General features: G+C 35.4%; 21 protein-coding genes. 1 reads left to right on the top strand and 20 read right to left on the bottom strand.

Annotated elements, in window-relative coordinates; all coding sequences use genetic code 11:
• Nucleotides 1-12: 12 nt before the first annotated feature.
• The 11 genes from K5V07_RS01540 to K5V07_RS01490 form a co-directional block, all read right to left on the bottom strand.
• Entirely contained in the window at nt 13-198 is a 186-nt protein-coding gene (locus tag K5V07_RS01540; RefSeq protein WP_158728589.1) for a hypothetical protein, read from the bottom strand.
• Between the two features lie 2 nt (nt 199-200).
• Complete coding sequence (locus K5V07_RS01535; RefSeq protein WP_221916069.1) at nt 201-1415, bottom strand: DUF4178 domain-containing protein; 1215 nt, start codon at nt 1413-1415, stop codon at nt 201-203.
• A gap of 5 nt (nt 1416-1420) precedes the next feature.
• Entirely contained in the window at nt 1421-1783 is a 363-nt protein-coding gene (locus tag K5V07_RS01530) for an S-adenosylmethionine decarboxylase family protein (protein WP_158728591.1), read from the bottom strand.
• Nucleotides 1784-1906: 123 nt separating this feature from the next.
• Complete coding sequence (locus tag K5V07_RS01525; protein ID WP_086453350.1) at nt 1907-2224, bottom strand: 2Fe-2S iron-sulfur cluster-binding protein; 318 nt, start codon at nt 2222-2224, stop codon at nt 1907-1909.
• A 165-nt stretch (nt 2225-2389) separates the two neighbouring features.
• A complete protein-coding gene (locus K5V07_RS01520) occupies nt 2390-2629 on the bottom strand; it encodes a NifU family protein (RefSeq protein WP_007137123.1) in 240 nt (79 codons plus the stop codon).
• Between the two features lie 69 nt (nt 2630-2698).
• Nucleotides 2699-3826, bottom strand: a complete 1128-nt coding sequence (locus K5V07_RS01515) for an Mrp/NBP35 family ATP-binding protein (RefSeq protein ID WP_158728593.1) — start codon at nt 3824-3826, stop codon at nt 2699-2701.
• Between the two features lie 169 nt (nt 3827-3995).
• Nucleotides 3996-4325, bottom strand: a complete 330-nt coding sequence (locus K5V07_RS01510) for an MGMT family protein (protein ID WP_221916068.1) — start codon at nt 4323-4325, stop codon at nt 3996-3998.
• Between the two features lie 31 nt (nt 4326-4356).
• Complete coding sequence (locus tag K5V07_RS01505; RefSeq protein WP_086453353.1) at nt 4357-4992, bottom strand: LysE family transporter; 636 nt, start codon at nt 4990-4992, stop codon at nt 4357-4359.
• 42 nt (nt 4993-5034) lie between these two features.
• Entirely contained in the window at nt 5035-5712 is a 678-nt protein-coding gene (gene trmB, locus K5V07_RS01500) for a tRNA (guanosine(46)-N7)-methyltransferase TrmB (protein ID WP_086453364.1), read from the bottom strand.
• A gap of 129 nt (nt 5713-5841) precedes the next feature.
• Entirely contained in the window at nt 5842-6381 is a 540-nt protein-coding gene (locus tag K5V07_RS01495) for a nuclear transport factor 2 family protein (protein WP_221916067.1), read from the bottom strand.
• Complete coding sequence (locus K5V07_RS01490; protein ID WP_221916066.1) at nt 6374-8830, bottom strand: AsmA family protein; 2457 nt, start codon at nt 8828-8830, stop codon at nt 6374-6376. The genes K5V07_RS01495 and K5V07_RS01490 overlap by 8 nt, the downstream gene beginning before the upstream one ends.
• Nucleotides 8831-9252: 422 nt before the next feature.
• Here K5V07_RS01490 and K5V07_RS01485 point away from each other — a divergent pair, with 422 nt between their 5' ends.
• Nucleotides 9253-10827: a murein L,D-transpeptidase gene (locus K5V07_RS01485; RefSeq protein WP_221916065.1), complete on the top strand. Its 1575-nt coding sequence runs from the start codon at nt 9253-9255 to the stop codon at nt 10825-10827.
• 97 nt (nt 10828-10924) lie between these two features.
• On the opposite strand, the gene K5V07_RS01480 is transcribed toward K5V07_RS01485, so the two are convergent.
• The 9 genes from K5V07_RS01480 to K5V07_RS01440 form a co-directional block, all read right to left on the bottom strand.
• Entirely contained in the window at nt 10925-11239 is a 315-nt protein-coding gene (locus K5V07_RS01480; RefSeq protein WP_086453357.1) for an HPF/RaiA family ribosome-associated protein, read from the bottom strand.
• A gap of 139 nt (nt 11240-11378) precedes the next feature.
• The gene (locus tag K5V07_RS01475; RefSeq protein ID WP_221916064.1) at nt 11379-14519 is read right to left on the bottom strand and encodes a DEAD/DEAH box helicase; all 3141 of its coding nucleotides are present in this window, start codon (nt 14517-14519) and stop codon (nt 11379-11381) included.
• Nucleotides 14516-14902: a (deoxy)nucleoside triphosphate pyrophosphohydrolase gene (locus K5V07_RS01470; protein ID WP_221916063.1), complete on the bottom strand. Its 387-nt coding sequence runs from the start codon at nt 14900-14902 to the stop codon at nt 14516-14518. The genes K5V07_RS01475 and K5V07_RS01470 overlap by 4 nt, the downstream gene beginning before the upstream one ends.
• A 326-nt stretch (nt 14903-15228) precedes the next feature.
• Nucleotides 15229-17328: a prolyl oligopeptidase family protein gene (locus K5V07_RS01465; protein ID WP_370632510.1), complete on the bottom strand. Its 2100-nt coding sequence runs from the start codon at nt 17326-17328 to the stop codon at nt 15229-15231.
• A gap of 151 nt (nt 17329-17479) precedes the next feature.
• Nucleotides 17480-18493: a YhcG family protein gene (locus tag K5V07_RS01460; RefSeq protein WP_221916061.1), complete on the bottom strand. Its 1014-nt coding sequence runs from the start codon at nt 18491-18493 to the stop codon at nt 17480-17482.
• A 151-nt stretch (nt 18494-18644) separates the two neighbouring features.
• Entirely contained in the window at nt 18645-19202 is a 558-nt protein-coding gene (locus K5V07_RS01455) for a type 1 periplasmic binding fold superfamily protein (RefSeq protein ID WP_158728605.1), read from the bottom strand.
• Nucleotides 19203-19225: 23 nt separating this feature from the next.
• Nucleotides 19226-21613, bottom strand: a complete 2388-nt coding sequence (locus K5V07_RS01450; protein WP_221916060.1) for a TonB-dependent receptor plug domain-containing protein — start codon at nt 21611-21613, stop codon at nt 19226-19228.
• 74 nt (nt 21614-21687) lie between these two features.
• Nucleotides 21688-22032, bottom strand: coding sequence for a hypothetical protein (locus tag K5V07_RS01445; RefSeq protein WP_221916059.1), 345 nt, complete (start codon nt 22030-22032; stop codon nt 21688-21690).
• A 126-nt stretch (nt 22033-22158) separates the two neighbouring features.
• Nucleotides 22159-23148, bottom strand: coding sequence for an aspartate-semialdehyde dehydrogenase (locus K5V07_RS01440; protein ID WP_221916058.1), 990 nt, complete (start codon nt 23146-23148; stop codon nt 22159-22161).
• Nucleotides 23149-23251 lie beyond the last annotated feature (103 nt).

Genomic DNA, 23251 nt, shown 5'->3' with positions numbered 1-23251 from the left:
TTTAAAATTAATTTATTTATGATAAAAACGGTTTACTGCACCGCGTGAATTTGAAGAGGAAGGTCTATAATTTTCGGTAGATTCACAATCACACAACTGACTTCCAGAGGTGTTGTAATATAAAAACAATGCATAAAAAAGTGCTCCTATTACAAGTGAAAGAGCATTACTGCGCATAAAATCTAAAATCTTATCCATACTTAAGAATTAAAAAAAGACTCGTTAGTTTCTCCCCATCTTTTAGCTTCGAAATTTTTCTCTACATAATACAAGACCAGTACAAAAACAACCATGATTATTAAAATGAGCCAAATATTTCTGGATGAAGGCTCGCTCCATACCACTTTTACATTCATAAAATCACTGGTAACATCCTCTGGTGCTTTCATTGGGGTGATGTTTAAATGATAGGTACCCGCTGGGACACCACACAAATTAAACTCCTCCGAGTTTGAACCTTCGGTCCATGACTCACCATCTGTGTAGCCTGAATAATGCTCAATATCTTTACTAGCATAAACTTCTTCACCTGTTTTTTCGTTGATCAGCGCCACTTGAACATTGACCCATGAATTGCTCACGGGTGCATACAACTGTACTTTTAATGGTGCAGCGCTACCGGTGAGTGTAAAACTAGGACTTACAAAATCTTTATTAGTAAAGTTTGCCAACGCTAATTGGGTATCCAGGACTTCTGTTCGAACACGATCTTTGTTTAAATACCAGTTAGACACTAAAATTAATGCCAAAACACAACATAAAGTAATGGCTAAATTACGCAAGTTAAACAGAAAAGGCTGTACCATTCCTACACCAACTTTAGTAGGTAAATAAGAAGCGTTGAAGGCTTTTTTTACAGCAGCTTTGGAAATGTGTTTCCCCAAAAAAGCATTTTGTTCGCTTCCATTTCGTTCAAAAGAAAGTACTTGAGGCGGATTTATATACTCAATAAGTTCTGCTTTCTCAAAAATATCAAAGTCAAAAAAACCGCGAGCAGCTCTTAACTTGGGATAAAAATAATCATACCTGTCAAAAGTTCGTTCTTCATAATCAACCGTTAATGGATGATTCCCTACTTTTGAAGCAAATTCTATTTCTTCAAGAATGATCCAGTGCCCATCGGCCTCGGATAGATATAAAAAATTTTCTTTGCCTTGCAGAATGTACTCAGTCCATTCAAATCCTTCATTTTCTTTGACCAAAATCCCCGTAATGGTGTAATCGGTATTATTAAAAACACCTACTTGACCTATTTCAAATTGGTCAGTAAAGGTGTAAGGTCTTAGTTGATCTTTAAATCGTAAACCATCTCGTTCTTGATAAACATAAACGCAATTGGTACACGCATAGATTTTTACATCAAAGTTTAGATCTAATTGTGTGGTATGATTGCAATTTGTACAGGTAACTTCCATGCGTATTATCTGTTAATTTCGAAATCTTTTATAAGCACCCCATCAAAATAAGAAACATAGGCAGCCATTACATCTTTTACTTTTTGTGAATTGTCTTGTAAATAATTGCACAAATAGACATCTAAAGTGAGCTGGTTGTACTCTGGCCAAGTGTGAATACAAATGTGGGATTCTTTGAGGCAAAATGAAATGGTAAAACTCCTATTTTCGAAATCATGAACTACGACACCTACTTTTTCTAGCGAAAATTGAGTCAGAATTTCTTCTGTAACCTTAGTGAAACCGGCACTATCCGTTAATTTTTGAGAGTCCTGAACTTGCAAGGTAACTAGTTTATGCAATCCAGGGGAATAGGTCGTAAGGTCCATGTATTCGTAATGAAAATTTGAAATGTGATTTTTACTGTACGAATATATCTCTTTTATTTTGAATAAAAAAAAACCTCAAATAATTTTCATTATTTGAGGTTGTATGTTAGTGGTAACTTTTGCTTAATTTTCAGGAGCTAATTCTAATTCTAATCCTTCTAACTCTTCGGTAATTGGGATTTGGCATCCCAAACGGCTGTTTGATTTTACATAAAAAGCTTCAGATAACATGGCCTCTTCATCATCACCCATTTCTGGCAGGGCAACATCGTTTAAAACATAGCATTGGCAAGAAGCACACATGGCCATACCGCCACAAGTTCCTTCTACAGGAAGTTCATAGGCTTTACAAAGCTCCATTATATTCATTGCCATATCTGTAGGAGCTTGTAATTCATGCACTACTCCTTCTCTATCTTTTATTTTGATTAATACATCCATGGTATTCTAGTGTGTGTGTTACGATTATGTTGTTAGTTGCGCCCGCGTGAAGGATAGAAGCAATCCGCCAAAGCGGAGCGGATAGCCTGACCGTTTTATTGAAATAGGCCTCTCAGTTGTACTACTTGTAGCCTATTTTAATAAAAGGGTCACGCCATACTGATGTTATAAAATATTGACAACGGTTTCTATTTGAGGAGCAAATTTCTTGATGGTTGTTTCAACACCTGCTCGCAGCGTCATTTGGTTTACGCTACAACTGGTACAAGCTCCTTCAAGACGAACCTTTACATGCTTGTCCTCTTCAATGGAGATAAGTGTAATATCGCCCCCATCTGAATTCAAGAAAGGTCTTATTTCTTCGAGTGCTTTTTGAACTTCTATTGTTAATTCTTCTGTTGTCATTTTCTTTATTTAAAGATTGAAAGATTAGAAAATTGAAAGATTATAAATCACTTTCAAAAAATTCTAATATTATTTTTTTACTGCTGAACAACCGGCCATTGTTGTTATTTTTACTGCTTCGGTGGCTGGTAAACTTTCGTTTCGAGCTACTACCTCACGCACTACATTGCGGGTTACCTCATCAAAAATATGTTCTACTACTGAGGCCATTTGCATGGCTGCAGGACGACCGTAATCTCCAGCTTCGCGAATAGATTGCACAATTGGAATTTCCCCCAAGAAAGGCACGCCTAAATCCTCTGAAAGATTCTTGGCTCCTTCTTGACCAAAGATGTAGTATTTGTTTTCTGGTAATTCTTCGGGTGTGAAATACGCCATGTTTTCAATAATTCCTAAAACAGGAACGTTGATAGCTTCAGACAAGAACATGGATACTCCTTTTTTGGCATCAGCCAAAGCAACCGCTTGTGGTGTACTTACTACAACTGCACCGGTAATAGGCAATGATTGTACAATAGACAAGTGAATATCTCCTGTTCCTGGAGGCAAATCAATAAGCATAAAATCAAGTTCTCCCCAATCAGCATCAAAAATCATTTGGTTCAATGCTTTGGAAGCCATGGGTCCTCTCCAGATTACAGCTTGACTTGGCGCTGTAAAAAACCCAATAGAAAGAATTTTCACCTCATAACTTTCTACTGGTTTCATTTTAGACCTTCCATCAACAGTAACTGATATTGGTTTTTCATTTTCAACATCAAACATAATAGGCATAGATGGTCCGTAAATATCAGCATCTAAAATCCCTACTGAAAAACCCATTTTTGCTAATGTTACAGCTAGGTTTGCTGTAACTGTTGATTTACCTACTCCTCCTTTTCCAGAGGCTACGGCTATAATATTTTTGATTCCTGGTATTGATTTTCCTTTAATTTCTGGCTTATCAGCTACTTCAACTTTAGTATTGATTTTAATTTTGGCTTCAGCCGAAACCAATTCAAGGATCGTTTTTTTGATATCATCTTCAGCGCGTTTCTTGATGTGCATCGCTGGTGTATGCAAGACTAAATCAACAACTACCTCATCTCCAAAGGTGATTACGTTTGTAATTGCACCACTCTCTACCATGTTTTTTCCTTCGCCAGCTATAGTAATTGTTTCTAAAGCTTTAAGAATGTCTTTTCTATCTAATTTCATTTCTCGTTAACTGTTTTCACTTGGTATTTGCACACCAGAATATTATCTTTATTTAAACTGATTTCAGATTACAAAGATAGGATGAAAAGTTAATATTTTAAAGCATTTGTATTGCATTTATTGATTTATCAATCAGTAGGAATTATAACTGATTTTCAGTTTACAATTGTTACTCAACAGCGGTTTCAGGCTGCCAAAAATGTTTCTTAAAATCAACAATCTGGTTGTCTACTACTACAATTCCCTCGTTTTCTAAAAGTTGTTGCATTAAATTTGTGCCATCAAAGTGCATCTTGCCAGTAAGCAATCCATTTCGGTTGACAACTCTGTGCGCAGGTACATCCTCTAGAGTGTGTGATGCATTCATGGCCCAACCTACCATTCTGGCTGATCGCGCTGCTCCTAGCGCTTTTGCAATAGCGCCGTATGAAGTTACTTTGCCGTACGGTATTTGCCTTACGATATCATAAACACGTTCAAAGAAATTAGTATCAGTCATGATTGTGGAGTTCTACAATGAGTTACAAGAATTATCCCCAATAGTATCGAACAATATTTACTAAGGTGACAAGAGATATCAAACCTGTAATACTGCCAATTATAGTATTCATGTTGCGCATGAGATAATCTGTCTTGTCTTGAATTTTTTGAAAAAAAGTGATATAACAATAAAAGACTAAAAAAGATCCCAAAACAACCCCAGAAACAAAAATAAAGACATGGGTAGTGTCAAAATAAAATAAATTGTAGGAAGCAAGTGTAACCCCCACAAAAACATAATACGGAATAGGGAAAAAATTAAGTGCAGAGAGCAGCATGCCTAAGAAAAAACGTGTGGACGTACTTCGTTTCTTGATTTTGTCTTTTTTCTTAACCGGTTTTTTGGCTAAAAACAAAAAATAAATGGTGAGTAAAGCAAATATTCCAAAACCTATTTCACGCAAGAGCACTATAACATCTGGACGTTCTTTTATAAATTGGGCGAAAAAAAGTGCCAAGGCCGCCTGAAAAAAGATCACAATTACTGCTCCTAGTACAAACCAGTAGGCACTACTTTTTCCTTCCTTGATATTGACTTTTGCAGCGGTCATATTGATTAAACCCGGAGGTGTAATCCCTACAAAAGCGGTAATAAAACCCAAAAACAAGGAAGTGATTAAATTCATAGTCAAAGTGCTAGTACAGAAATATCTGCATCAAATATAAAACTATTCTTTGATTTTGAATCGAATATATGTTATTGCTTTGTTAATTTCTAAGTATTGTTTTTCGTAAAAAGTTTGAAAAGCAGTTACTTCCTCTGGACTTCCTTCATTAACATACACATTGTGATTGGCATACAAAACCTCATGACCTTCACCGTGTAGCAAGCCTAGCGTGTAGCCATGCATGAATTCACTGTCTGTTTTTAAGTTTACCACACCGTCTTTTTTGAGGATTTTTTTATACAATTGTAAAAACTGTGAATTTGTCATTCTATGTTTAGTACGCTTGTATTTTATTTGTGGATCTGGAAAAGTAATCCAGATTTCATCTACTTCGTTTTCAGCAAAAATATGGTTGATGAGTTCAATTTGAGTTCGAATAAAAGCCACATTATACAATCCGGTTTCAACCGCTGTTTTGGCTCCACGCCAAAAACGAGCGCCTTTGATATCGATACCTACAAAATTTTTGTTTGGATATCTTTCAGCAAGTCCAACAGAATATTCGCCTTTTCCGCAACCTAGCTCCAGAACTAATGGATTATCATTTTTAAAAAAATCAGTATTCCACTTTCCTTTCAACGGAAATAAATCTCCTACTACTTCTTCTCTCGTTGGTTGAAAAACGTTATTGAATGTCTCGTTTTCTTTGAACCTCTTTAATTTATTTTTGCTTCCCACTTTTTTTGAATATTTGGGCAAAATTAAGGAATTATATAAGATAGAATGTCAAAGTAGCAAAAAAATGAAAAATCAAGAGACAAACTCTCGATAACGAAACCTATTTTTTGCTTAAAAAAGTACCAACTCTTAGTTTTTCATTCCTTTAGCCTTGAGCTTATCGATAATTACCGACTCGTTTGCTGCTTTCAATTCAATCACTTTGCTGGAATTTTCATTTGGAATGGTCATGGATAAAACATAATGCTGTATTTGCCATTGGCTACCCACTTTTACCAAAACACCAGATCCTCTGCAAATTTTCATTTGGGTGTCTAATAATTCATCAAACCAAGCTGTAGTTCCAGTTTTATCAAAAAACAAATGTCGTTCCAGCGGTGTAAAACTCCAAGCTTTACCTTTATCAAAATGAGGTTTTGCATAAGCTTGAAAAGCTTCTTTATCCCAATTCTCTGTTGCATCTGTGCCAATAAAAACGGCATCATCGGTCATTAAACTAAAATAGTCTTTATAGTTTGCTTCTGCTGCGGCTTTGTGCCAATTATTAAGCACGGTATGAATGGCGTCTTTATCTTTTTGCTGTTGTGCTGTTGCAAAAGGTGTTCCCCACACAAAAAATACTACTGCAAATAAACACACAGACTTACTGAAAAAAATTACTTTATTCATGATTTTTGTTCCATTTAATTTTAATTTTCCCATCGACATCTGCGGCTATTAAGTGCAAGACGATGCCTTTGGTACGTTTTTTTTCTCGCTCTATGTCCGTTGCGAGTAAGTGATCTTTTTTTGGATTACGCAAAGGAATAGTCATAGCCAATCGAGTTCCTCTACCATACGAATATACTCCTTTTGCATCTAAATTCAGCACATTCGAACTCACTTTTAAAGCGTTTACCTGAATTTTTTCACCATTTATTTTAAAATCACCCGATAAATCACTGAAGGAAATATTATTTACATCCCGAAAAGGAAAGGCGAACTTGGCAATATTAGTAATAGGTTTAAAATCTATCAACGCTCCTTTTACCACTTCAAATTTGGCTACACCTGTCATGGAGTTGGTTTTAAGCTGTCCGCCAGCTTGCAACAGTCCTTGCACTGTAGCAGTAGCAGTAAGCTTCCCTTTGACATTGCGAGGTTCAAAAGATGTGATGCCAAAGTTGTTCAATCCTTCTAAAAATTGATTCAGATTTACTTTCTGTATTTTTGTTTCTGACTGCCATTTAAAATGATCTTTCTCTGGAGTCAATTGCCCTTCAAAATCTACAGTTCCGCCTGCACATTGCACGCTGCCATTATTTACGCGTAAAGAATTATTTGCCAATACAATTGTTGCTTTGGTTTGGGTTGCCACAAGTTTGCTGTACGTCATTTTATCTGCTTTTAGCTTTAGTACAACTTGGCATTTATCTATCACTTCATACAACTCTTTTGAGAAAGAATCCTGTGATTTTTCTTGAATAGCTGATTTTTTACTGCTGCTTGTTAAGGCTCCTATACATTGTTTCACATCTAAAAAAGGAGCGTAAATATCCCAATTTACAACCATTTTTTCTGGATTTTCATAGTACAAGGTCATGAAATTGTCTATGCGACCGTCCATAAAAACCGAGTTGCGATTGTCTTTGAAGTTAATTTTTTTAATGAGCAACGCTTTCTCTGTAAAGTCAAGTTGTATATCGGTTTTAAGAAACGTAAGGTTTCTTGGACCATAATTTACAATAGCATCTTTAACATAAACATTCCCAGTAAACTTGGGTTTTTTAATGCGTAACTTTTGAACATCAAATTTAAAATCTAAATTCACTTTGGCTTGACCGCCAGAAAAATGCATCAATTCTTTATTGATCACTTGATTCAATTGCGTAATTGGGAAATTAGATCGAAAACTTCCAGCTGCTTCTGTTTTTTCTAAATTCAAAATAATTCCGATAGGGATTTCAAAAGGGATGGTTTTAAACTTTCCTTTCATATCGGTAATCGTAATGGCTGAATTAGCATCATTGAAACCCGCTCCTTTTTTATAATTATTGGTAAACGTAGCATCAAAGGTGCAAGCTGTAATTAGTCCATCAGGAAGTTTTAAATCATTGTTTTTTATTTTGGCTTGCACTATAATTTCTGGATCCCCTGTTTTACTCATGTCTCCATTGATGGTACATCCTACTTGAATGGTTTTTTTAAAATTAAATTGATTTACCTTTTCACTAATGTTATTGCTCAATAAACTTGAGGCTTCACGCCAAAGCAAGGTCGCGTTTAACGCAATTTTAAAAGGTGATGTATTAGGGTCTAAATTAAAACGGGTATCAACCTCAAAAAAAGTATTTCCTATAGCCAGTTTCTTAGACACCACAGCAATGGAATTACTTTCGGCATTAAAATCTAAACCCAAAAGGCCTTGTACTTTTTTATTTTCTATAAAACTACCCCTTTGTGTGTTAAATGCCATGCTTCTTGCTTGTGTACTCAAATCAGCAAAGGCATGCCAATTATTTCCATCATATTGCACTTTACTTTGCAAAGAGATGGAATCAAAATCAAACAGTTTGTGGTTTTCTTGATGCTCACTTATGAACCGAACTTGGTTTAAAATTATTTGATCAATAGATGGTGGCGAGTTCTTCTTTTCCTCTTTATTTTTGGGTTTAACCCGAAATAAAAGCGTATTGTCTAAACCGTTTTTCCCTTTAAAAAGATGGATTTTGGCCTGCTGAATTTCAATTTTATCCATTTCGATTTGGTTACCCAAAAGTGCTACGACGTTCAATCGCAACTCGATTTTTTCGGCACGAAGCAACGTTCTTTTGTGCGCTTGCCACATGCTATCTTTTACTACAACTTGGCTTAAAGCCAATGTCATGCTAGGAAAACCCTTGAACAACTTATAATCTATGTCACCTATAACTACTGATGCGGTGCTTTTTTCATTGATTTTAGCATTTACAAGTGCTACAATTTCTTTTTTATGGCTTGTAAAATACCATGAAAAGAGTCCGGTAACTAGACCCAATACAGCCACAAGTACCACTATAAAAACACCAACACCCTTTAAGATTTTCTTGTAAGGCATGGCTTTGAGATGGTTTATTATATTCAAGATTCTTTTTTTCATACTACAGGGTGCATTCCGTCAAAATAAAGGTACAGGATTATCAGCTTTATATCTTTGGCCACAGCCTGAAATACAAAACTATTTGGCACCAAAAAGCTATTCAATACTCACAACAGTACCAAATAACAAAATAGCGCCATAAAAACTAGATATTAGTTACAAGTATTTGCGCATTTGTTGTATAATTATTGGATTAGAACCCTTGTTTTGTAATCCTAATGCAGTTAAACAAAACAAAAATTCCTTTGCAAAACGTTTATTTACAGTAATTTACTATTTTTACTTTTTAAAAAAATAAAAATTAAAACACACAGCAGTAGTCTTGTCACAAGCTTGACACTATTTCATTGTGGTCGGTGAGGTTCCTATTTACCTTAATTTTGCATCACAAAACCGCTGTTTTTAAAATATTATTTGGTCTTATGAAAAAACTGTACGTTACCGAATTCTGCCTTGTTTTTATCTTGTTCCTGACCTTTGTTTCTTGCAAGAAAAAGGAACTCGCCACAAACGCTACAAAAAGCACCCCTGTATTTGAAGCCACTTTTGATAGCACTCAAATTCAAACTTTTTTTACCCAGCATCCCGCCTTGCAACAGTATCAAACCGAAGTGACGCAATTGTACCGCAAACATCAGTTCAAGTACATTTGGTATGATAAAAACGGTATAAATGAGTTTGCTGGCGTTATGTACAACAAAGTAAACAACATCAGTGAAGAAGGCGTACGAACCAAAATACCCTACAAGGAAAAACTAGATGCTTTGTTCACGAGTCCCGCCGAAACTAAAAAACCCAACATCAACACTGAGTTACTATGCTCTGCCATATATTTCTTTTATGTGGACAAAGTATTTCACGGTATTGATCCAGAGAAATCTAAAGAACTAGGATGGTTCCTTCCAAGACAAAAACAATCCTATGTGGACTATTTGGATTCCTTATTAGTTGATCCTAAGTTGATTCATAAAAATGAAAAAGGTGCCATCAAGCAGTATTATTTATTAAAAAATGTTCTTGAAGAATATAGAAAAATAGAAAAAAAAGGCGGCTGGAAACCCATTCCTATTGACTCTACCGTTGCGTCCTACAAACCCGGAGACAGCGCAGCCACCATTGCAGCCATTCGCACCCGCTTGTTTATCACTAAAGATATTTCCACTGATTCTAAAAGTGTTGTTTATGACGATGAACTTGCCGAGGGAATACTGCACTTTAAGAAAAGAAGCGGCAATCTCTTGAACAAAACGATTTTACCAAAACACATTCGGTATATGAATGTGCCTGTCGAAAGTAGAATTAGGACCTTAATGATCAATATGGAACGCTGCAGATGGATATCAAAAGACATCACAAAATCCAAAGAATTGATTGTAGTTAACATTCCTGCCTACGAACTTACTTTTTTTAGAGACGGAAAACCCGAACTCCAGTCGAAAGTTGTGGTGGGCAAGACCCTGAATAAAACCGTGATTTTTAGCGCGCCCATGAAGTATATCGTTTTTAGACCGTACTGGAATGTGCCGCAAAGCATCATTAAAAAAGAAATCTTACCCGCTATTGCCAAAAATCCCAATTACTTGGAGCAACACAATATGGAGTGGAAAGACAATCTAGTGCGACAAAAACCTGGAAATCATAATTCTCTAGGTCTTGTGAAATTTTTATTTCCCAATTCAAATTCAATTTACCTGCATGATACGCCCTCCAAAGGTTTGTTTAGCAGAGAAGACCGCGCTTTTAGCCATGGATGCATTCGGGTTGCAAAACCAAGACAACTAGCGGCAGCCATTATGAAAGACGACCCAAAATGGAATCCTGAAAAAATTAATGCCGCCATGGATACCGGCGATGAAAAATGGTATACGCTAAAAAATAAAATTCCGGTTTACATAGGTTATTTTACCGCTTGGGTGGATCCCGATGGTGTGATTCATTTTTACGAAGACGTGTATGAGCGTGATGAGGCGCTAGCCAACTTACTGTTTGATAAATAATCAGTTCCAGCAATGCTTTTACGTATACACCCGAAAAAAATGACACTATCTCCATAAGACAGTGTCATTTTTTTTTAGTGTGCCAAAAGGCTATGGTTTAAAACGCTCTCTTTTTCTCGAAAGAGGTTTCTAGTACTTTTTTTATTTTATCAAGTGCTCCGTGGAAGGCTTTTTCAGTAGTATCTGCGTGGTTTGTAACTGCTACAGGCTGCATGTTGATAGGTCTAGCTTCAATGGTACAACGCTTGTCATTCACTCCGCCTTTATCACTGTTTTCATCTCCTAAATGCACCTCAAGGCGTGTTACCTTTTCCTCAAAACGAGCCAAAGTAGTGGCTACCTCATCCTGAATATATGATTTTAAGCGTGCATGTCCCTCTACGTTATTGTCTGTGTTGATTTGTACTGTCATAATTTTTATTATTTAATGTTCTATTCTCAAATTTACCGATTGCTGTATGAAAAACCGAACACCTTAATAAAATATTGGGAAAATAAAGCCTAGAAAATGATGAAATGAAATAGAATAGGTTAGCTGACAATCTTCTTAATTATCCTATTGACATTTTCGCAGATTCTTTCCACAAATAATTGGGTAATGGTTCGTTGAGTTCCCATTTAATACTCATCGGTTTTGAGCCTTCTGTTTCTCTGAAATTTGCTTCGCCGATAAAAACATAACCAAGCGTATTTCCGTTTTCATCATTTGCTTTTTCTCTAACAAAAAGAAGTATTTTTTTATTTAATTCTGCATGATTTATGTATGATAAGCCTTTGCCTGTTTCTGGACCATACGCATTGTGTGATTGCCAATGAAATAATGTTTCACTAATTGCATAATCATCATACATCGTTGTTGGAGAAAAATTCTCCTCTGATTTAATTAAATTGATAAAGAGAATTTCAGTGTTTATCTTTTTATTTTCAGCTGCTCCTTCTCGGTTGGAAGATTTTTTATCAAATGTACTAAGCCCAAAAGCGACTAAGATTTGATCTCTGGTATAACGTGCATGTAACTTTAATGGTTGTTCGTAAGGAAGTTTAATGTCAATTTCTTTAAATCCAATTTTGTCAATTAAAATTTCTAATACTTCAATAATTTCATTTACTAATATTTTATTTTTTCCAATTTGATTTATACTTTGCTCTAAAGAATCAAAACCACCTGCACTTTGCCACACATCATAATGCAACATTAATAACATTATTTTTTCATTTTCATTAAAATCATTGATGTCAATATTAAAACCATTTTTTGCAATGTTCAAAATGAAATTGAAATAACTGGTAGAATTTGTAGACAACCATTTTTTTCCAATAGCTGAATAAATTTGTTTTTCATTTATCGATTCAAAATCATCTATTACACCTGCTCTTTGACATAGTCTTAACCAACTATCTTTTTTATAAATTGTTTCAATTGACAAATGATTCAAACTAATAAAATTTTCTAAAGATAATGGTAACGTCGTTTGATGTTGGAAGTTTCTGATCTTCGCAATCAGCTGATTTACATTTAAGGATGTTGCCTTCTTGATATTTTCAAGAATAGTTTCTTTTGCTTTCTTTTCTAAAATAACGGAACAACCCAATGGTAAATGCGGAAAATCATCTTCTATCTCCTTTTGTACAGATGTAGTAGTCTTGCCAATCAATGCTCTAAATTTACTTTCAAAATCATATTCAGGTCTTGAATTCCCAACAAAATCTAAAACTGTCAAACAATCTTTTCCTTCTGCTAAACGTAAACCACGTCCCAATTGTTGAAGAAAAACAGTCAAACTTTCTGTTGGTCTTAAAAACAAAACTGTATCAATTTCGGGTATATCAACACCTTCATTGAAAATATCTACGACAAATAAATAATTGAATACTTTTTTCTTGAATTGTGCTCTAATTCGATCTCTTTCACTTAAATTTTTACTTGTCAAGCATTCTGCTTTTAAACCCGCTAAATTGAATTTTTCGGTCATAAATATTGCATGTTCAACAGTTACACAAAATCCAATTGCTCGCACATCGTTTATGTCATTTGTGTACTTCTCAAGATTTGAAATTATTTGACCAACACGCACATCATTTTTTGTATATAAACTCGTCAATTCACTTGTAACGTACTTTCCTTTTTCCCACTTTACATTAGTTAAGTCAATACTATCTGTAATTCCAAAATATTGGAACGGACTTAATAATTTCTTATTTAAAGCTTCGGGAAGTCTAATTTCAGCAGCAATACGATTACAGAAATCCTCTAAAATATCTTCACCATCCATTCTCTCTGGAGTCGCTGTTAACCCTAAGAGTACTTTTGGTTTAAAGTAATTTATTATCGGTCTATAAGTTGATGCAGATATATGATGTACTTCATCTACAATAATAAAATCGTAATACTCTTGTGAAAGTTTAATTTCTTTAAGTCGATTATTTAAAGTTTGAACCGAAGCAAAAACGTATTCATTTGAGTTTGGTTCTAATCCATCAACCCATAAATCGCCGAAATTATTGTCTTTTAAAATCCCTTGAAAAGTTGCTTTTGCTTGTTGTAAAATTTCTTTTCTATGAGCCACAAAAAGTAACTTTGATGATTGATTGTTATTTCTAAAATTTTTATAATCAAAAGCAGAAATAACTGTTTTCCCAGTTCCTGTTGCAGCAACTAAAAGATTTCTAAATCTATTGTGAACTGACCTTTCAACTTCTAATTTTTCTAATATTTCACTTTGATAATGAAACGGTTTTAAATCAAAATAAGATGTTGTAAAAGTATATTCTTTAGAAAATTTCCCTTGCTTTAAAGCTTCAACTAACTTTACAGAATGAATATTTTTATCATATAATTCAAATTCAGAATTTTGCCAATATGCCTCGAATGTTTTCTTGAATTTATCAATAATATGACCAACTTCTTTGGTTGTTATTTTTAAATTCCATTCTAATCCATCTGTTAATGCAGAACGAGAAAAATTTGAAGACCCAATATATCCAGTGTGGAAACCTGTTTTTCTTTGAAACAAATACGCTTTTGCATGTAACCTTTCATTTCCTGTGTTATAAGAAACTTTGACTTCAGTATTTTTTAAAGACGATAAAAACTCAACTGCTTTCGCATCAGTTGCGCCAATATATGTAGTTGTAATTACTCTAAGTTTTCCGCCTCGTTCGGTGAATTCTTTCAGTTCACGTTCCAGAATTCTAATTCCTTTCCATTTGATAAAAGAAACCAACAAATCAATTTCATCTGATGATAAAATTTCTTTTCTTAATTCACTTTCTAAAGTTGTTCCAGAATTCCCACCAGTAAAAAGTTCGCTATGAATTAATCTTGTGTATGGTGTAATTTCTTTTAGGTGTAAATCTAAATCTGTAAAATGACTATCGACTTTTGTAAAAACAGCTTTTAATATTTTCCCTTCTGTTTCAATTAAGTCATCTTCAAATTCTTCTTTTTTCAATTCTTCCTTCAAAAAAAGAATAATCTTATTAGCAATTTCAATTTGAGTTTCAAGAATATCTTCGCCTTTAATTAAGTTAAAAGCTTGTTTTATAGTCCTACCAATATGCTGCGATAATAATTGTGCTGCTTCTGCCTTATCAATGGAGGTTTTTTTAACTTGAAAAGTATCTTTATCTAGTTCGTTTAATTTATAGTTGATTAGTTTGGTTACTAATTCTTCGTATAATCCTTGGTTCATAATTCAAGTTTTAAAAATTCTTCAACGATCGGTAAATCTGCTTCTGCCCAATCTAAATTCAATAGTTGTGATTTATCTAATAATTTATAATCTTTATGTTCGGATAAAATGATTTCTCCAGAAACATAATTTGCGATAAAAGGAATCAAATTGATTTTAAAACTTCCATAATCATAAACACTATTTGATAATTGTTTTACCACTTCGATTTCAATATTAATTTCTTCTAAAATTTCTCTTTTAATACAATCCGCTTCACTTTCATCTTCTTCTAATTTACCACCCGGAAACTCCCATTTTAATGGTAGTTTCATTTTTTCGCTTCTTTGAGTAACTAAAATTTTACCATCAAAATGTATAATTGCACACGTTACATGAATCATATTTTTAAAATTTACATTTGTACGAAAGATAGTAATATTCTATTTGATATTTTAACTTTAATTCTACAAAAAAAACGCTACTCTTTCGAATAGCGTTTTTTGAAATTTGTGTGGTGATGGCTTTGTTCCTCGTGAAGAAAATCGTCTGAGGAGTTGAATGCCCTAGCCCTGATTACTTCACTATACTTTTATTTCCATAGGAGTTCAGTGAATTCCATTTGAAGTGAAAATCCTTTATATCCGCCTTTTCGGCGGATATAAAGATTGTAACGGATAGCAGGATTAAGCTCCTAAAAAAGAGTAACCGCACCGTACCTCTGTTGCTTTTATTTACTTGCAGGGATGGTCAAAATCCCCATGTTGTAGAGCGTAAAGGCTTGTATGTCTACGTTTTCTTGTATGGTTGCTGCTACTGATTTTCCAGCGCCGTGTCCTGCATTGATGTCAATGCGAATAAGGGTTGGGTTTGTTCCTACTTGTTTTTCTTGCAACTCGGCAGCAAACTTAAAGCTGTGTGCCGGAACTACTCTATCATCATGATCTCCTGTAGTAACCATAGTGGCTGGGTACTGGGTTCCTGTTTTTACATTGTGTACCGGTGAATATCCTTGAATGTAGCTGAACATTTCTTTGCTGTCCTGAGCTGTTCCGTAATCATACGCCCAACCTGCTCCTGCGGTAAAGGTATGGTAGCGCAACATGTCCATCACACCTACTGCTGGCAAGGCTACCTTCATTAAATCTGGGCGTTGTGTCATGGTAGCACCTACTAACAAACCTCCGTTTGACCCACCACGAATGGCTAAGTATTGTGAAGAGGTGTATTTTTGTGCAATTAAATATTCGGCTGCTGCAATGAAATCATCAAACACGTTTTGTTTTTGCATTTTGGTTCCGGCATCATGCCATTTTTTTCCGTATTCGCCACCACCGCGTAAGTTGGGTACGGCATACACGCCTCCGTTTTCCATCCAGATGGCATTGGCTATGCTAAAACTTGGTGTTAAACTCACGTTGAATCCGCCATATCCGTAAAGCATGGTTGGGTTAGTTCCGTCAAGTTTTAATCCTTTTTTGTGGGTGATAATCATTGGGATTTTGGTACCGTCTTTTGAGGTATAAAACACTTGTTTAGACTCATACAGATCCGTATTGAAATCTACTTTTGGTTTTTCATACACAACAGAGGTTCCTGTTTGTGTATCTAAACTAAAAATAGAACCCGGTGTGATGTAATTTGTAAAGGAGAAATAAAGGTTTTTCTCTTTTTTCTTTCCGCTAAAACCGCCCGCAGTTCCTACTCCTGGCAGTTTGATTTCGCGTATCAATTTTCCTGTGTAATCATATTGTTTTACCAATGAAACGGCATCTTTCATGTAATTTGCAAAGAAATAACCGCCACCTGTTGATGGTGATAAAACATTCTCTGTTTCTGGAATGAAGTCTTTCCAGTTTTCTGGTTTTGGGTTTTTGATATCCACCGTAACAATGCGTTTGTTGGGCGCATTTAAATCAGTTTCTATGAATAATTTTCCGCCTTCGTTTTCAATGATACTGTTGTCACTCTTGAAATTATCTACAATGGTCACAATAGGACTGTTGGGTTTTGTTAAATCTTTGATGTACAACTCATTCCCATAGGTGGAGTTTGCCGCTGATATGATAAGGTAGCGGTCGTCTTCAGTCACGCCACCGCCTACATAACGGCGTTTTTGATCGGCACCAAAAATAATTTGATCGTCTTTTTGAGCTGTGCCTAATTTATGAAAATAGAGTTTGTGCTGATCTGTTTTTGCTGATAATTCACTTCCCTTTGGTTTGTCATAACTGGAATAGTAAAACCCTTCGTTCCCTCTCCAGGACACGCCGCTGAATTTTACATCGACAATGGTGTCTTCAATAATTGTATTGGTAATGGCATCCATGATGATTACTTTTCGCCAGTCGCTTCCACCTTCTGAGATGGCATAGGCTACTTTTGAACCGTCTTTGGAAAAATCCAATCCGCCAAGTGATGTGGTTCCGTCTTTAGAAAAGGTGTTGGGATCTAAGAAAACCGTTTCGGTTCCTTTGGCATCTTTTCTATACAACACCGACTGGTTTTGCAAACCGTTGTTTTTGTAGTAATACGTGAAATTCCCTTCTTTGAAAGGCGCACCTATTTTTTCGTAATTCCACAGTTTTTCCATTCTTGCTTTTAACGCATCACGAAACGGAATTTGGTTGAGATACCCGTAAGTTACTTCGTTTTGGGCTTTGACCCAAGCACCTGTCTCAGCTGATTTATCGTCTTCGAGCCAACGGTAGGGATCTGGGACTTTTGCGTCAAAATAAGCATCTACCGTAGTGCCTTTGTTGGTCGTTGGGTATGTTATTTTCTCGTTTTTATTTTGGCCAAAAGTTGCCATTGCAGAGGTTACAGCCATTATTAAAAAGGATTTCTTCATTAGTTAATTTTTTTAGGTTGTTACAAAAATAAGGAAATAGTTAGTGTGGTAAAGGTGCGAAAGTCTTAAATAAAACTAAAAAAACGCTACTCTTTCGGGTAAAGTATTTTGCTACAGTTTTGTCGTTTCCTTAATTATTTTCTTTGGCTTCCTCAAAATTTTGCCATTCTATATTCACCGCTTCCAGCAACTGTTGTTCAGTAGGTAGGTATAGTTTATATTGACTGGCTACAATATTTTTCTCGTTTTCCGGCAGCGTAAATTTTACAACGCCGTCATTTTTATTTGCACAAAGCAAAATACCTATAGTTGGATTTTCACGAGGCAGTTTTTCTACCCGATCGTAATAATTGACATACATCTGTAGTTGCCCTATATCCTGATGCGTAAGTTTATCTGTTTTGATTTCAATAATGACAAAGCATTGTAATATTCGATTATAAAAAACTAAGTCTGTATAAAATTCATCGCCATCAATGTGTATTCTTTTTTGTCTTGCTACAAATGAAAATCCATTTCCTAGTTCCAATAAAAAATCTTGCAAATGAGTAATTATAGCGCTTTCTAAATCTTTTTCATAGTAAGCCGCTTCTCGTTTTAACCCCAGAAATTCAAGATACATCGGGTCTTTTATAATCTCTTTAGCATCTGAAGGCAGTTTTTCATTTTTGGCAACAGCGAGTACGCTTTCTTTATCATTGCTCATTAAAAGGCGTTCGTATAAGCTACTGTTAATTTGACGTTCGAGTTGTCTTGACGTCCAATTATTCTTTACGCTTTCAGCAACATAGAATTCTCTTTTATCTTTATTGTCAATTGCCAAAAGTAATTTATATTGTGTCCAACTCAATTGTGTCCGCAGTGCGGACACAATTGGAAAAGTGCGATAAAATTGGCGATACCAATTTAATTGGCGATAAGAAAAACCACTTCCATATTCTGGCTGTAATTGTTGTGAAAGAAATTTAATTAAATAAGTCCCATAATCAGCACGGTCCTTTCCGTTTTGTTCTTCCTCAAAAATACGTTGCCCAATATGCCAGTACATCAAGGTTCTTTCATTGTCAACTGCTATAATTGCTTTGTCTTTTGAAGCTGCTATAATGGCTTTAATATCAGGAATTACAGATTGGTTTTGTAGCATCGTTATTTTGGATTATAAAAATTTAACTCGATTACACATACAATAATACGAAAAAAAGAACTGAAATGGTAACCCGTACTTTTGCACTTAAACCCAAAAAAAACGCTACTCTTTCGGGTAGCGTTTTTTTGGGTATAAATTGGTTTTAACCTTATTTAACTTGAACTGGGAAAGTCACCTGAGCATCTGTGGCACCGCCTGCATTAGTGATTGATCCAGTAGCTACTCCTGCAGCGTCTTTGTTTGGTTCATGTCTAAGTACTACTGTTAAGGTTCCAGTTGCTGGAGCTGCTGCTGTTCTTAATGAAAAAGTTAACCCAACAGGTTTTCCGTTTTTGTCCGCATCTGTATACGTGAAAACTCCTATTGTTGTAGGCGCTTGATAGAACAATTGGTGCTCATAACCCTCTTCTTTAACCTCGGCAGTGATGTTGTCTACTGGCGTAACCGACTCATTTAAGAACGTGGTACTTCCTGTATAAGTAGTATTCACAAGTAAATCGCCTGATACGGTTACAACGGGTGCATTTGGCCCATCGCCATCAAGATCTTTTGAGGTTAATGTTACTGTTTGATTTCCAGCCACAAGTGTTGTGGTCACTGTAGTTATTAATTCTTCCTCATTTACTGCAATAGGATCATCTTTTTCACAAGAGGTAAAAGAAAAAAGAGCTATTAATGCTACTGCTGCGAATTTTGAATTTTTCATGATTTGTTGTTTTTTTTAATTTTTTAATAATTGAATTTTAATTGAATTTGGAAGTTTCTACCCATTTCGTCAGCAAAAAAACGCTGTCTGTTTAAGTAGTCCCTGTACGTGGTGTTTGTTATATTTTGAACAGAAAACGCTAAGGTTGTCTGGGTTTTACCAATGCTTTTGAACTTAATTTCGGAGTAAAAATGAAACAATTGAAAACCATCTGGCGGTGTACTGATATCTACCTGAACCGGAAACAACTCATTGTTTACAATAATATTTGTTTCAAAATTATTATTAGGAAATCTGTTCTGCCTTAGGAGTGCTTCATACTTTAGCTCCAATTTTAGGTTCATCCAACTTGGTTTTGAAAACTGCACTTTTTGAGTCATGGCAAATGGCGGAATGTCTATCAAGGCTTCTCTATTTGAGATGTCTTTGCCGTTTACATAAGACATTGTAAAATCATGTTGCCAGTGGTTGTTTATTTTCCAATGGGTTTGCACATCAAAACCTGCTAATTGCGCATTAGTTTGCTGGTAATCCCACACCGGAAACGCACCACGAATGGTATTCTCAAAACCCACTGGGCGCAAGAACATAAAATTACGAATGTAATTGATATACGGGTTTACCTCAACAGAAAAAGCAGTCCATTTTTTTTGGAGCGTTGTAGAAAACTTAATAGATTGTTCTTTTTTTAGTGCTAAGTCTCCTATCTCTATAACTCCAGTAGAATGATGCAAACCATCACTAAAAAACTCCGATGGGTTTGGATTTCTTGTAGCCAAACTAACATTGGCATACCAATTTAAATCTTTCTCAAACTCTTTGTGAAATCCCACACTACTTGATAGGTTGTGAAAAGCAAAGCTGGGTTTTACGAGCCATTTATCACCATCTTCACCAGTTATAAAACGAGAAAACTGCGATTGATAACCCCGTTCATTCCATCTTGATTTTGAATAAAACTTGGCGGCATCCACTTGAGAATAATCATACCGAAGTCCCGCATCAAAGACTAAACTTTCAGAAACGTCATAGGTTGCAATACCGTATGTTCCCCAATCTATTTTGTTGTATGTTGGGATCAAAGGGTTAACATTTGTAGTGACTACATTCGCAAAATTATTTTGAAATGCAGCTACCGTTCCCGTCTTTAATGTCCAGTCATGCAGTGCTTTTTTATAATCAACATTAATGGCATGAGTTGCTAACTCAAGATCAAGTGCTGGTTTATTTTTATTTTCGCCTCTGCGTAAATCAAATTCGAACCTTTTGTTAAACTGAAAAGAATACTGCACCCCCAATGAAGCCGTTTCATTGAAAAAATAGTTATAATTCAGCTTTGCCAAGTGATGTTGTACTTCTTGCTTAGGATTTTTAATAGAATAGGTAAAATCATTGACCACAGCAGGAACTTTATTCGTTATTGCGTTGTACAAATCATTAACATTACCAATGTGTGAAGCGCTCAAAATCCCAATAGTAGTATTGTAATAGCTATAAAAACCAGCAAAGTCATACTTTTTACCTGTGAATTTTAAATCGCCAGAGAAATTTGCTTCCCTATTTCCTGTATTTGATAATACATAATCTGGAGCTTCTCTATCACCTGCATATTTAAATGTTCCTAATACGTTCCAACTCCATCCCTTTTCGTTGCCTTTGTGCAAACTAGAACTAATAGAACCACCTCTACCATTTGAGGCTAGATTCACTATTGATTTGCCATAAAGTGTGTCTTTTTTTACCTGAATAGGCTCAATAATAACTAAGCCACCCACGGCATCACCACCATATTGCAAGCCCGATGCACCCTTGATTACCGTAATTTTTCCTGCAGCGTTCACGTCAAAATTAGGAGCATGTTCTGTTCCCCATTCTTGATCTTGCAAACGTACGTTGTTATTAATTACAGGAACGCGACTCCCAAACAACCCATTAATCATTGGTTTTACAACATTACTTCCTGTTTTTAAACTTGAAACACCCGCTACCTCTTTAAGTAAATCTCCTAGTGTTTGATTGCTATATTTTTCAATAGTTTCTGTTTTAATTTTTTGTTCCAATAAGGATTTATTGAGCGTATTTATTTTTTGCCTCACAATCACTTCTTGAAGGTCATCGGCTTTTTCTTTTAAAACAAAATCAAATACTTGATCACCCGATAAAGTAACAAGCGTATCCACAGATTGAAAACCTATGTAAGAAACAAATATTTTTTGGTTACCCAAAGGCAGTTTTTTAATGACATAATTGCCCGCAGCATCTGAGGATACTGTCTTTTTACCAATATGTATGTGACTTCCAGAAAGTGATATGCCGGCTGTAGTAGTTATTTTTCCGCGTACTGTGCTTTGCGCAAAACCTAAAGTGCAAAACAAAGAGATACAGAAAAACAGAAAGTTTTTTGTGTGCATTTTTTTTGTTCAAAATATATAAACATCCCTTGCATTTCCAAGATATGAAAATGCTATTGTTGTGTGTACTAATTTTAAACTAAAGGGGGAGCTCTAAGCCCGAAAAGGCTTCCTTTAAAGTAGGAAATAGATACAATAGACTCCGCATCTATTGTGTTTTTAAAGTTGTCAAAATGAAAACTGTCAAGAGATAAAAAATCTTGCGAAATAAAACCACTTAATTTATAATCACACACTGCACACAATTCAAAATTGTGGTGCTGGTGTGTAATTTCTGGACCTTCTCCTTTTTCATGAACACATTCTACTTGTGCAAGTTGTTGTGCTATATGCTCATACTTGTGCAACGATTGAAACAGCATGGATACCAATACTGAAATCGTAAAAAGCAAACGCAATATAGAAAGTTTCTTTTTCATGAATCGCAAATATAGCAATCCTTCACTAAAAAATCCATTTGTTTTAAAAAATTTACATTTTTAAAAACAAATGGATTATAAAGTTTTGCACGTTTCAAAAGGTGCTTAGTAAAATACGTAACAGGATTATACCAAATTATTAGCAACTAAATATTCAGCAATTTGAACGGTATTTGTAGCAGCTCCTTTACGCAAGTTATCTGCAACGATCCACATGTTCAGGGTGTTTTCTTGACTTTCGTCACGACGAATTCTACCCACAAAAACAGCGTCTTTCCCTTCAGCATAAAGTGGCATTGGATAGGTAAAAGCATCAATGTTATCTTGAAGAACAACTCCATCAGTGTGGTGTAAAATAGATCTCACCTCACTCACATCAAAGTCGTTTGTGAACTCCACATTCACAGCCTCACTGTGTCCACCAACAACAGGAACACGTACAGCGGTAGCCGTTACAGCAATAGTTCTGTCATCTAATATTTTTTGTGTTTCGCGAACCAATTTCATTTCTTCTTTGGTATAACCGTTTTCCTCAAAAGAGTCACATTGTGGAATCGCATTGCGGTGAATAGGATACTTGTAGGCCATTTCCCCTTGTACGCCTGCATATTCGTTTTCTAATTGTTGCACTGCCTTAACTCCCGTTCCAGTTATGGATTGGTAAGTAGAAACAATCACACGTTTGATATTGTATTTACGGTGCAATGGCGCTAATACCAACACCATTTGAATAGTCGAACAGTTTGGATTGGCGATAATTTTATCATCAGCCGTAAGTTGACCCGCATTAATCTCTGGAACAATAAGTTTTTTGGTAGGATCCATCCTCCAAGCCGATGAGTTATCAATAACCGTAGTTCCGGCCGCAGCAAATTTTGGAGCCCACTCCAAAGAAGTTTCACCACCAGCTGAAAATAAAGCAATATCCGCTTTCATGTCAACAGCAGTTTGCAAGCCCACAACAGTATATTTTTGACCTTTAAAATCAATTTCTTTCCCTACAGAACGTTCTGATGCTACTGGAATTAATTCTGTTACTGGAAAGTTTCTTTCGGCTAAAACTTTTAACATGATCTCGCCTACCATTCCTGTGGCTCCTACAACTGCTATTTTCATCGTATGTGTTTTTTCTAGGTTTACATTTGAAGAACAAAAGTAATTAATATTAAAAACATTTCAACACCGTTAACAAAAAATAACAAAATGTTACAAAACAAAC

The sequence above is a fragment of the Flavobacterium sp. CHNK8 genome, assembly GCF_019774515.1.
GTDB classification, from domain to species: domain Bacteria; phylum Bacteroidota; class Bacteroidia; order Flavobacteriales; family Flavobacteriaceae; genus Flavobacterium; species Flavobacterium tiangeerense.
Note: the sequence above shows the minus strand (reverse complement) of the source record. Positions and strands in the feature narration are given on the sequence as shown.